The 13,117-nt window shown below is 35.2% G+C and carries 7 protein-coding genes; 6 read left to right on the forward strand and 1 reads right to left on the reverse strand.

Annotated elements, in window-relative coordinates:
- Positions 1-153 precede the first annotated feature (153 nt).
- Entirely contained in the window at positions 154-5,145 is a 4,992-nt protein-coding gene (locus MRU_RS06240; protein WP_171776166.1) for an Ig-like domain-containing protein, read from the reverse strand.
- 393 nt (positions 5,146-5,538) lie between these two features.
- Between MRU_RS06240 and hisS the strand changes: the two genes are divergently transcribed.
- The 6 genes from hisS to MRU_RS06270 all read left to right on the forward strand — a co-directional run bounded on the left by hisS (position 5,539) and on the right by MRU_RS06270 (position 13,070).
- Complete coding sequence (gene hisS, locus MRU_RS06245) at positions 5,539-6,840, forward strand: histidine--tRNA ligase (protein WP_012956047.1); 1,302 nt, start codon at positions 5,539-5,541, stop codon at positions 6,838-6,840.
- 100 nt (positions 6,841-6,940) lie between these two features.
- On the forward strand, positions 6,941-7,354 hold the full coding sequence (hisI, locus tag MRU_RS06250; protein ID WP_012956048.1) for a phosphoribosyl-AMP cyclohydrolase: 414 nt from the start codon (positions 6,941-6,943) through the stop codon (positions 7,352-7,354).
- Positions 7,355-7,563: 209 nt separating this feature from the next.
- A complete protein-coding gene (locus tag MRU_RS06255) occupies positions 7,564-9,660 on the forward strand; it encodes a PINc/VapC family ATPase (RefSeq protein ID WP_083777671.1) in 2,097 nt (698 codons plus the stop codon).
- 186 nt (positions 9,661-9,846) lie between these two features.
- Positions 9,847-10,614 (forward strand): sugar phosphate isomerase/epimerase family protein, encoded by a 768-nt coding sequence (locus MRU_RS06260; RefSeq protein WP_012956050.1) that lies wholly within the window; start codon positions 9,847-9,849, stop codon positions 10,612-10,614.
- Between the two features lie 81 nt (positions 10,615-10,695).
- The gene (locus MRU_RS06265; RefSeq protein WP_227717030.1) at positions 10,696-11,451 is read left to right on the forward strand and encodes a sugar phosphate isomerase/epimerase family protein; all 756 of its coding nucleotides are present in this window, start codon (positions 10,696-10,698) and stop codon (positions 11,449-11,451) included.
- A 317-nt stretch (positions 11,452-11,768) separates the two neighbouring features.
- Positions 11,769-13,070, forward strand: coding sequence for a phenylacetate--CoA ligase family protein (locus MRU_RS06270; protein ID WP_012956052.1), 1,302 nt, complete (start codon positions 11,769-11,771; stop codon positions 13,068-13,070).
- The last annotated feature ends 47 nt before the right edge of the window (positions 13,071-13,117 follow it).

The following is a 13,117-nucleotide window of genomic DNA, read 5'->3' on the forward strand; positions in this document are numbered from 1 at the left end:
AAAAAATAGGATTATTTAACTTAAAAAGAAATTAAAAAAAAGAATGAAAAAAATAGGATTATCTAACTTTAAAAGAAAATAAAAAAAAGAATTTTTAACTTTTTAAGTAAATTAAAATAAAAAAAGATTATTAGGGTTTAAAACCCTAAAATACTATTTTATTGTTAGTTTTGAACTTTTAGTCACCTTCTTATATGTGCTGTCTCCTCCATACTGGGCTGTAAAGCTATAGGTTCCTTTCTTGCTTAAGCTTACATTTACAGTTGCAATGCCATCAGAATTGGTATTTCCGCTATAAACCTTTCCATTAAGGGTGAAAGTGATTTTTTTGCCTGCAAGGGCTTGTCCTCTTGATGATTTAAGAGTGGCAGTCAAGGCCTTTGTCTTTGCAGTTGATTTATAGGTTTTAGGACTTGTAGTTAGAACAGGAGTCTGTTCAGTCACATTGATCAGTGCTACTTGGAAATCACCGCTATAGTTGTTATCTCCGAGGAATGCGATTGCAAAGGTGTAATGGTTGGCGTACTTTAGGTTGATCTGAAGCCTTGCCTCACCTGTTTGGTTGGTTGTTCTATTGTATTTTACTCCATTGAAACCTATGAATACCTGTTTTCCTGCTATTGGCTTTCCATCATTATCCAATAATTGGAATTGGAAATATTCTCCAACTCTTCCCTCTATATTTGAATCGAAGGCAACTGTATTCATATTTGTATAGTTTAATGATGTGCTTGCCCTTTTAACAACTATGATTGCACTTGCATGAGAGGAGTAATATTTCTCATTTCCTTCGAATCTTATTGTTGCATTATAAGTGTCTGGAATTAAAGACTTAGTTGGAATCTTTATTTGACCATTTGAATCAGTTGTATAATTCTTCTTGCCATTTAAGTCAACAGACACTATAAATCCACTTAATGGATTGCCTTTGCTGTCATTTAATCCAATTATCAAATCTTTATTAAGATTATAGCTTGTAGTTATATTATTTGCAGTCAATTGAGTATTTATTTTAACACAATTAATAGATAATGTGAAATTATTATTGGATTCATTTGAATCCTTTTCATTGGAATATGCAGTTACACTATTTTCAATTTTGCCTGCTCTTATTGCCTTAACAGTTAAATTTAAGCTAACTGGACTATTCGGATCTAATTGATCAACAGACCATACAGAAGTGGAATTATCATAGTTTCCAATGCTTAGATTGACATTGACAAGCTCAATAAACTGACTTAATAATTCATCTACAATAATATTTGTAGCCTTTGAAGGACCTAAATTAATAAGATTAATTGTATAAGTGAATGTATCTCCCACATTAAGTGATTTTTTATTAGAAGTCACATTAATACTCAAATCAACAATAGGGAGTGCTTTAATTGTGCTTATGCTTGCAATATTGTTTGTATAATTGGAATCCCTTTCTGTGGAATTTGCAATTACCTTATTATCAATGTTACCAACAGATTTTACATTTGCAATAATTGTTAGGTTAACTGTTTCTCCTTTATTTAGATTGCCAATAGTCCACTTGCTTCCATCATAATTGCCTTTTGTTGTAGAATTGGAAGCCAAAACAAGATTAGAGTTTAATGCTTCATTTACATATACTCCAGTTGCATTGGAAGGGCCATTGTTTGAAACAGTGATGACAAATTTGATCTTATCACCAATATAGACTTCACCAGATACATTTGCACTTTTAGCAATTTTTAAATCCACTAACGGATAAACTGTAACCAAAGCTGTAGCATTGCTGGCTAAAAACTTCTCATTTCCACTGAAGCTAACAGTTATATTTGCTTTTCCTTGGCCAAGTCCAGTTATCTTTCCATAATTGTCAACCTTCACTATCTTTTCATTGCTGCTTTTATAAGTCAAGTTTCCTGCATTTGCCGGGTCTAGAACTGCACCCATATCAATGGATTCATCCATATACAATTCAAATGACTTATTGACTTTGATTGATGTTGGCATGCTTCCTGAATAGACAGAGACCTTCACTGTAGCATTTGAAGGGGCATAAATATCGTTTCCATCAAATAGAACCATAATGGTTGTGTTTCCCTCAGATATTGCAGTGAGATTGCCTTTAGAGTCAACCTTCACTATGCTTTCATCATTGCTGATGTAACGTAGAGTCCCTGCATCTTCAGGAATTAGGGTTGGACTTAAAAGATAGCTCTTATCCTTTTCAATTGCCACTGACTCTTGAACGTCAATGGCTGTTCGACCTAGGATGCAAATAAAGACTTCTTTTGTTGAAGGGTTATAGTTGGAATCAACAATGGTTTTTAATTTTACAGTATAATTGCCCATATCCAATCCAGTGATTATTATCTTATCTGGAGTGACTGTAAAATTATAATCAGTGCCTTCCTCCAATATGGCAGAGCCCCTTCTAATGTTGTCTATGCTTGCAGTTCCGTTTTCAATTGTGTAGTTTACCTCAGCGCCATCCCCCTCAATGGCAATTGTTTCATTTGCATCTATGCTGGATTCTGCCTTATAGACATTGAATGAAGTCCTATTATGAATATTTATGTAATTTTCGCCGTCTTCAAGGTCTGCAAACTGAATGTATGCTCCATATCCGTTCTTAACATTCAAAGAATTTTTTAGGATTGTCCATTTATTTCCCTTGAGCTCATTCTCATTTACTGTAATATCATAGGCCAATACATTGCCCTTTGCGACATCGTCATCGGTGAATATTGCATCATAATTTGAATTTGCAATATAGATCCTGTATTCTCCAGAGACGTCAGTATTTACATTAACCTTTAGGTCTTCCCCATAGATTGAATCATCTAGAGAAATAGCAAGGGTGTTGTCAGTGGCTTTTTTAGGGACAGTGATCATGCCGCTTAACTTCTCTGACTCTGAATAATAGCTGTCTTTAGGATGATATGCCTCATAATAATAGATTCCTGGAGAAAGACCATTATACTCATTAAAAACAACTTCCCCCTTGATATTAGTTATTTTTGTAATATTTAAAACAACAGGACCTGCCGAAACGCCTTGGCGAAGAACTATTCTGATTTTTATGCCTGCTTCACAGTCACTCTTTATAGGGCTGCCGCTGGTGACAAATGAACCGTCCCAATAGGTCACATTCTCAAAGTTCAAACTGTAATCTTCAGTATAGATAGCATTAATATAATTTTCCTTGCCCTTAAAAGTAAATACTCTTCCATATGACTCTTTGGATTGGTTAATCTCTAAACTGTTTGCATAATTATTCTTAAAGGTGGAATTTGCAATAAGGCCTATACTCCTAAACACATGTATTGCACCTCCATAACTTGCTGAATTATCCTCAAAGCTTGAATTTGCAATAAGGTCTACACTCCCAAACACCTGTATTGCACCTCCATAACTTGCTGAATTATCCTCAAAACTTGAATTTGCAATAAGGCTTAAATTCCAATCCGCCTGAATTGCACCACCATTACTTGCTGAATTATCCTCAAAACTTGAATTTATAATTGCAATCTTTTCCGAAGAGCCATAAGAAATGTATAGGGCTCCGCCCTTATAAAGAGCAGAGTTATTTTTAAAGCTACAATCTAGAATGGAAGTATCCTCACCACTAATTTCCATAAAGACGGCACCACCGAAAGAGTAAAAATTGCTTACCCTATTGCCCTCAAATAGGCAGCCATATATCTGACAATTCTTTCCGAGGAAATAGATGGCGCCACCTTCATTGCGAGCATGATTTTCAATAAATCTGGAATTTTCCACTTTGATATTGTCATGGTCCCAAGAAAAAATGGCCGCGCCGTAATTATATGCATAATTTTTGTCAAATAAACAGTTGCGTATCGTAACATTATCAGTTATTATGTAAATGGCACCTTCACTATCAGCCTGATTATCCGTGAAAGTACAATTGTCTATGTTTAAATAAGCGTTTAGATAAATGGCACTGCCTGTAGTTGCATAATTTCTTGTGAAAGTGGAATTTATAATATTGCCTCCATTGCGCCCTATTTTATAGATAGCACCACCATGGGGAATAGCGTCACCGCCGGTTGCATGATTATTCTCAAAAGTACAATTTAAAAATGTCCCTCCATCAGTTAACCAACATATTGCACCTCCAAAAGCTGCAGAATTATTTTTAAAGGAACAATTAAAGAAATAAGGTTCATACCCATGTTTATAGATATATACTGCACCACCCCATCCTTCTGGAGCATCATTATTTAAGAAAGTGGAATCAATTACATAAACATCTTTAGCACTAAAACTGAGAGCTGCACCATTGGCCATGCCACCAGCATTATTCGAAATACCAAAATTACTGTCAAAAGTACATTTTGAGATTGTGGTATTTTGCGAACAGGTATATAATGCTCCGCCATCATATGCAGAATTATATTTGAATAAACAATTTTCAATATATTGATTTTTGAATTTCAACCCAAAGTAAATTGCACCTCCTTCAATATCCCATTCCATAGAGGAATTGGCGCAATTTAATGAGAAGTAAGAATTTATAATTTTCCCATTGTTTCCAAACCAGTAAATAGCTCCTCCGGGTTCACCTACTACGTAGCCATTGGTAAATTGAATATTGCTTATTGTAACATTATCTGCAGTGATATTGAAAATACGGGAACTATGTAGTGCATTTAAAATTATATATTGGCTGCCGAATTGAGAACTGCCCATTATGGTAAGGGACTTATTAATATAAATTTGTTCTCCAAGGCCATAATAATTATCTCCCTTAAACATATTTTCGCTTAGAATAATAGTGTCTCCAGCTTCTGCACCATCAATCGCTGATTGAATGGATTGAAATGTATTTCCCTTAACGGTTATGGATTTTCCCAGTCTTGAGCTTTTTAAATTGGAATCCTTTATATTCTCCTTTGAAGAGTCTTGGAGACTTGATAAATCTTGATTAGTTAATGTGTCATCTATTGATTCTGTTTGATTTATAGTCTCTTTTAGATTGTCAATAGATGAATCTTGAGTTTTTAACTCTGTATTAGAAGAATCTTGAATTAAATCTTCATTAAAAGAGTCTTGAATGATTAAATCATCATATGAATTTTGAATAGTTAAATCTTCATAGTCTTGAATTAAATCACTTGCAGCTGAAACGCTTGATAAAGATACCAATATGCTGAAAAGGATTAGAATAGATAATAATAATTTCTTTTTATTCGTTTTACTCACCTTTTTATCCATTTTTAAGAAATATTTTTTTAATTAATAATAGTTTATTCCAATCATTATATATTTATTTTCAATTAATTTTTTAGATATTTCAATATTAGTCCATTTCAATATTTTTAAGAGATATTGAAAAAAAATATTTGATTATTTGAATAATATTCACAATTAAGTTCCTCAAGACAGTTTTACTTTTGCAGAATCTAAAAAAATATCAATATATTAACAACTATTATATAATAATAGTACTATATATAATAATGTTAAACGATTAACCATAATAAAAATTATAAAACAAATTAATCTGATTAAATCATTAAAAATATTGGAGAGTTCAAAATGGAATTTGAAAGACCAAGAGGAACAAGAGACTTCCTCTTTGAGGAAATGAGAGAAAGAAAGATGGCTGAAGACACTTTAAGAAATGTCTTTGAAAATTACGGATTCGGCGAAGTGCAGACACCTCTTTTTGAAGACTTAAAATTATTCACTACAAAATCCGGAGAGGAGATTGTAGATCAATTATACAACTTCAAGGACAAGGGAGATAGGGATTTGGCCCTTAGGCCAGAGATAACCGCCCCTATTGCAAGGCTATACTTAAATGAGCTTCAAAAGACCTCAAAGCCAATCAAGATTTACTATTATGGAAGCTGCTTCAGATATGAAAGGCCCCAAAAGGGCAGATTCAGACAATTCTGGCAATTCGGATGCGAATTGATTGGAGCAAAGACTCCTGAAGGTGAGGCTGAAGTCATTGCAATGTGCAACAATGCAATCGAAGAGCTTGGAATAACTACAGCAGAATTCAATGTAAACCACCTCGGAATCATAAGAGGGCTCTTTGCCCACTTTGACATTGACACAGCCACCCAAAGGGAGATAATGGTTGTTATCGATAAGGGAGACAAGGACCTATTAAAGGACTCCCTTGTTGGAGAAAACCCAATCATAAAGGACAAGCCAGAGCTTAATGAAGTGCTGTTCAAACTTATGGACATGGTAGGGGATTCATCAATCATAAAAGACATAGAAGAGCTTGTCGCTCCATACGAAGAAACCCAAGAGGCATTGGAAGAGTTTAAAGAGCTTGTAAAAACCTTAGAAAGCTTCCAGGTATTCAACTACAAATTGAACCTTGGCGTCGCCAGAGGCCTTGACTACTATACAGGAATCGTATTTGAGGTATATGTGGAAGGACTTGGCGCACAGAAGCAGGTCTGCGGCGGAGGAACCTACAATCTAGTCAAGCTATTCGGAGGAGAGGATGTTGTTTCCACAGGATTTGCATTAGGATTTGACAGACTGATGAATGCAATAGAAGAGCTTAATGGCAAAGTTGAATTGGAACCAATAGTTAACACTTATGTTGCTGCAATCTCCGACTCAACAAGACACAATGCTTTCAGCATTGCACAAGACCTTAGAAAGGCCAACATTCCAACTGAAGTGGACCTATCCAGAAAGAAATTCAAGAAGATCTTGGCTTATGCAAATAAGATAGATGTAAAATACACAGTTCTTGTAGGAGAACGTGACCTAGAGGAAGGAAAGGTTACAATTAAGGACATGTTAACTGGAGAGCAGGAATTGGTAGCCATTGATGAAGTGGTTGACTACATTAAAGGCAAATTATATTAAATTAAGACATTAAAGATAAGTTGCATTAGATTAAGGCAATAAAAACAATTTATATTAAATTAAGACATTAAAGATAAGTTTTATTAGATTAGGTGAAAGAATGGAATTAAACTTCAGACTTAATATGGGTGGAGAAGACCTTGTAATTGCAGTTGCACAAGACTACGAAACAAATGATGTGCTCATGGTAGCTTTCATGAACAAGGAAGCTGTAGAACAAACATTAAAGACCAAAAAGGCTCACTACTACTCCACATCAAGACAGAAACAATGGCTAAAAGGAGAAAGCTCTGGAAATGTTCAGACTGTTAAGGAAATGTATATTGACTGCGATGCAGATGCAATCATTATGAAAGTCGACCAAATCGGTGCAGCATGCCATGAAGGATACAGGTCTTGCTTCTTTAGACAATTGGACATTGATAAGGAGAATATTGACTTAGACAGTCTTACAGATGAGGATATAAGCATAATCTCAGAAAGACTCTTTGATCCAAAAGAGATGTATGGATAAATACTCATTTAAAACAAATATTTCTATTAAATTAATCTAGAGATGTACGGATAATTATTCATTTAAAACTAATATTTCTAATAATAATTATTCATAACTCTATTAAAAATTAAATAATAAAAACCTCGAAGGGAGGTGAAAGAATGGATTTTAACGATTATGACTATGATAGCGAATACAACAATGATGAAGAAGAATACAATGATGAAATTAAAAGAATTGTGCCAGATACAAGCGCAATAATTGAAGGAAATGTAGAAAAGATAATAAAGGAAAAGGGATTGAACTACCCCGAAATAATAATTCCAGAAGCTGTCATTGCCGAACTTGAACATCAGGCCAACAACCAAAGGCCAACAGGACTAAGAGGTTTGGAAAACCTAAAGAAACTACAGGAAATGGCAGAGATTGGAGAGCTGTCAATTAGAATAACCGGCAGAAGGCCAACAAAGTTTGAAAAGGACAATGCAAAGCTTGGAGAGATAGACGGACTTATAAGAGATGTTGCAAAGGACGAATTGGCACTACTCATTACAAGCGACAAGATCCAAGCCAAGACAGCAGAGGCACAGGGAATCCCAGTCATATATTATGCTCAAGAGTATAAAGGCTCAATCGACTTGAAGATAGCAAAATTCTTTGATGAAGAGACCATGAGCGTCCATTTAAAGGAAAACGTTCCACCTATGGCTAAAAAAGGTAAGCCTGGCCATATCAAGCTTGTAAAGCTTGCAGATGAAAAGTTCACCTTTAAGCAGCTTGAATTCATAGCTGAAGAGATATTGGAAAAGGAAAGGTATGACCCTAAGACCTATCTTGAAGTGGACAGGCAGGGAGCGATTGTTGTTCAGTCAAGAGACCTTAGGATATCAATTGCAAGGCCTCCATTTGCAGAGGCACTTGAGATAACTGCAGTAAGGCCAGTAGCAGAAGTGTCCCTTGATGAATATCACCTATCCAGCCAGCTTATAGACAGACTTACCAACAGCGCAAGAGGAATACTCATTTCAGGTTCTCCAGGAGCAGGTAAAAGTACATTTGCCCAGGCAATAGCCAAATTCTATGACGAGGACTTGAATAAGGTAGTAAAGACCATGGAATCTCCAAGAGACCTTCAGGTGGCAGATACAATCACCCAATATGCCCCTCTTGAGGGGGATATGGAAAAGACAGCAGACATACTTCTTCTTGTAAGGCCAGACTTTACTATCTATGATGAGCTTAGGAAAAACCATGACTTCAGCATATTTGCAGACATGAGGCTTGCAGGAGTTGGAATGATCGGTGTAGTCCATGCGACAAAGCCTATTGATGCAATATCAAGAATAGCAAACAGGGTTGACCTTGGTACAATTCCTTCAATTGTAGATACAACAATCTATATAGAAAACGGTGAGATATCTGCAATATATGAAAACAAGCTTACAGTGAAGGTTCCAACTGGAATGGAAGAGCGAGACCTTGCAAGGCCTGTAATTGAGGTCAGGGACTTTGAGACAGGAACCCTTGTAAACGAGATCTACACCTACGGTGAGCAGACCATAGTTATGGACATAGGAATGGTTGAAGAGTCTAAAAAGGCAAAGGATAAGGAGGAAAAGACCCCTGTACAAATAATAGCCGAGCGAGAAATCCTAAGGACCATGAAAAGAATAGTCCCTAAGGCTGCAATGGAAGTGAGCATGGAAAATGACAGAAGGGTAAATATCTATATGAGTGAAAAGTACATTCCTAAAGTCATTGGAAAGGGCGGAAAAAGAATTGCAGAGCTTGAAGAGGACATTGGTATAAGCATGAACATTGAACCTCTTGACAAGGCTCCAGACAGCTTCAGCGAAAGATTATCCAAAAGATCCAAGAAAAAGAAGTCTAAAAAGGAGAAAAAGAAAAAATCCAAAAAATCAGGATTGAAGGAATACAATGGAGTAGAGGATGGAGAATTGTCTGAAGATGGTTTGAAGGACTATAATAAGGATAATTATTTTGACTTCACCGATGATAATGAAGATTATTATGAGGATTATGAAGATTATGATGATTCTGACATATTGGAAGATGATTATGAAGAGCTTTTCTATGACACCTTTGAAGTATTCCCAAAAGTTAGAAAGAGCCGTGTTGAATTGCCAATAGGCAAGAAGTATGTAGGAAAATCCTTTGACATATTCATTGAAGATGAGTTCCTGTTCAATGCAACCGTAAGCAAAAAGGGAAATGTCAAGGTACATAGGAAGTTAAAGTCCTATGGAAAGATAGTCTCTGCATTAGATGCGGGAGATAGAATCATTGCTAAGGTTAGAAAATAGTTATTAAAGAATAAAATTTAAAATAACTAAGAAAAAATAAGTAAAATTTATTATTTGCTTAAAATGAGTAAAATTTCTCCAATAATCAAAAAGAGCAAAATTCAACAAATAATTATTAAAACAATTAATTTACTGATAAATCGCAAAAAGAGCAAAATTCACTAAAAACATCATAAGAGGAAAAAAATGAAATTAGGAGCTTCAATATTTCCTAGAAAGATAATTCCAATAGAAAAATCCTTAGATTATTTTGAATCAAACAGATACATCGAATATATGGAAATATTTCACGACTATCCAAATAGGGACATTGATGTTGAAAAGGACTTGATTGACAAGTTTAACTCATATGATTTAAAGTACACAGTTCATGCCCCCTTTATAGAAGTGAATCCTGCTTCTGTAAACCCTGCTCTTGCAAAGGCATCTGTAGATGAGATAAAAAGATCTGTTGACCTTGCAAATCTTCTGGACTCTGACATTGTCGTAATCCATCCAGGAAGAGCCATATTTACAAATGATATGGAATATATGGCCTCTGTCTATAGAATAGCTGAAGAAAACCTAAAGGTTATAGGAGAATATGCCAAGGACAATGGAGTGATGACATGCATCGAAAACCTTCCAAGACTAAGGGGATTCATGTATCAGGACATTAATCAATTGAATGAGACTCTAGAGAGAACAGGTCTTCCAATGACCCTTGACATCGGCCATGCATACACTGCAGGCTTTGATGTTGATGATGTCTCATTTGATTGCATAAGCCATATCCACATCCATGACAATGACGGCATCCGTGACTCACATCTTCCTTTAGGGGAAGGAATCATTGACTTTAAAAGATTCTTTGAAATCTTTGACAAATATGATGGAATCTATAATTTTGAATTAGGCTCAAAGGAATATATAGAAAAGAGCATAGACTATTTGAAAGGCTTGAAATTGATTTAATATAAGAAAAAATAAATCTGGGAATATTTATAATTATTAATTTACTTAAATTGAGGTTAAAACATGAAAATAGGAGCTTCAATGTTAGCAACAGAAGATAAGACAATGAAAGAATCCTTAGACTACTTCGATAGCAACAAATACATCGAATATGTAGAAATATTGCATGACTATCCATATAGAGAATTGAATGACGATAAGGAGCTTATTGATTTAATCAACTCATATGACTTAAAATATACAATTCACTCTCCATTCATTGACTTGAATATCGCTTCCCTTAACTCAGCGCTTGCAAAGCTCTCTGTTGAAGAGATAAAAAGATCAATAGACCTTGCAAATATGATAGACAGCGATATCGTTGTAGCCCATCCTGGCTTTGTATCATTTAATGGAAGAGGCAAGGAAGATATAATTTATGAAATAGGAAGAGAAGGGCTAGTGGAAATTGGAGATTATGCCAAGGACAATGGCGTCAATGCCTGCATCGAAAACCTTCCAAAGATTGAAGGGTTCATGTATCAGGATGTGAACCAACTTAATGATACACTTGTTGAACTTGAGCTTCCAATGACATTGGATATTGGTCATGCACACACTGCAGGCTTCAGTCCTGATGAGATTTACTTTGACTCTGTTAAACACATTCATGTCCATGATAATCCTGGTGATGATGATACACACCTTGCATTAGGTGATGGGACTTTTGATGTAAATGGCTTCTTTGATGTTTTTACTAAGAATGGGTATGACGGCATATATATGTTAGAGTTAAATCATATCGATTTCATTCAAAAAACTTTGGACTATATGAAAAATCTAGGATTGATAGACTAAAAAAAGTTTTAGGAGTATAAAACTGTTTTAAAAAAACAGAACAAAATTTAAACTTTAAATTAAAACTAAAATTCCGATGAAACAAATTGTTTTATAAAAACAGAAAAAAATTTAAACTTTAAACCTATTTATACAATTTAAGATAAAATAAAAAATAGAGATTTTAAAAATTCTAAAAAAAATGATATCACTAAAATCTTAATTGTCAAATTAATATAAAAAATTATTAAATTTATAAAAAAATTATAATTAGCAAATTTTAAAAAAAAAATTACAATTATCAAATTTAAAAAAAAAACAAAAAAAAGGTTAAGACTATGTGGAATGAAGAAATAGAAACCATGCCTAGAGAAGACATTTACGAACTTCAATTGAAGAAGCTGCAAAGCACTGTAAAAAGAGCATTTGACAAGATACCATATTACAATAAAAAGTATAGTGAAGCTAATGTTTTCCCTGAGGACATAGAGACTTTAGAGGATATTGAAAAGTTGCCATTCCTTACCAAAGATGATTTAAGAGCATGTTATCCATTTGGAATGTTTGCAGTTGATAAAAAGGAAATCATAGAAGTACACTCCTCCTCTGGAACTACAGGAAAGCCTGTAGTAAGCGGATACACCCAAAATGACATAGACAACTGGGGAGAGATTGTAGCAAGAGGACTTACCATGATGGGCCTTGACAGTGACGACATCATCCAAAACACCCACGGATACGGCTTGTTTACCGGAGGATTCGGCGTTCACTATGGAGCCCACAGATTAGGGGCAACCATCATTCCTATCTCAACCGGACAGACAAGAAGACAGGTTGAAATCATGGCAGATTTCGGCACCACTTGCCTTATTTTCACTCCATCCTATGGAATCTATCTTGGAGAGGTAGCAAAGGAGGAAGGAATAGACTTTGACAAGCTAGGACTTAAGGCAATCGGATTTGGAGCTGAAATGTGGACTGCTGAGATGAGAGATAGAATCGAAGAGACATTCAAGACCAAGGCATATAACATCTACGGGCTAACCGAACTTATGGGTCCGGGAGTAGGTATAGAATGTTCTGCTCAAAACGGATTGCACATTGCTGAAGATTTCTTCTATCCGGAAATCATCAATCCTAAAACCGGAGAGACCTTAGCTGAAGGCAAACATGGAGAATTGGTATTGACCAATCTTGAAAGGGAAAGCATGCCTATAATAAGATTTAGAACAAAGGACCTTACAGCACTTCACTATGACACCTGCAAATGCGGAAGGACACTTGCAAGAATGGAAAGAATCACCGGAAGGTCAGATGACATGATCAAGGTCAAAGGAGTTGCCATCTTCCCATCACAAATCGAAAAGGCCCTTCTTAAGGTCAGCAATATTGAGCCTCACTATCAAATCATAGTCACAAGGCCAGACATTATGGATGAAATTGAAATTAAGGTGGAAGCTTCTGCATCCCTATTTTCAGATGACATCAAAGAGATGATGGCTGTAAAACGAAAGATTGGAGAATATATTCAAAATGAGACTGGAATTGCAGTTAATGTTAGTTTAGTAGCTCCTAAGAGCATTCCAAGAAGTACAAAAGGTAAAATACAAAGAGTTATTGACAAACGTAACTTACACTAGACAGATTCTATTAAAAAGAGGCTTATTAAAAAACATAACCTACATTA

It is taken from the genome of Methanobrevibacter ruminantium M1, from assembly GCF_000024185.1.
In the GTDB taxonomy this organism is placed as follows: domain Archaea; phylum Methanobacteriota; class Methanobacteria; order Methanobacteriales; family Methanobacteriaceae; genus Methanobrevibacter; species Methanobrevibacter ruminantium.

What these genes read in the sequence shown, in the direction of transcription:
- hisI (WP_012956048.1), top strand. Translation starts at nt 6,941, where the DNA reads ATGGAATTAAACTTCAGACTTAATATGGGTGGAGAAGACCTTGTAATT.
- MRU_RS06265 (WP_227717030.1), top strand. Translation starts at nt 10,696, where the DNA reads ATGTTAGCAACAGAAGATAAGACAATGAAAGAATCCTTAGACTACTTC.
- hisS (WP_012956047.1), top strand. Translation starts at nt 5,539, where the DNA reads ATGGAATTTGAAAGACCAAGAGGAACAAGAGACTTCCTCTTTGAGGAA.
- MRU_RS06260 (WP_012956050.1), top strand. Translation starts at nt 9,847, where the DNA reads ATGAAATTAGGAGCTTCAATATTTCCTAGAAAGATAATTCCAATAGAA.
- MRU_RS06270 (WP_012956052.1), top strand. Translation starts at nt 11,769, where the DNA reads ATGTGGAATGAAGAAATAGAAACCATGCCTAGAGAAGACATTTACGAA.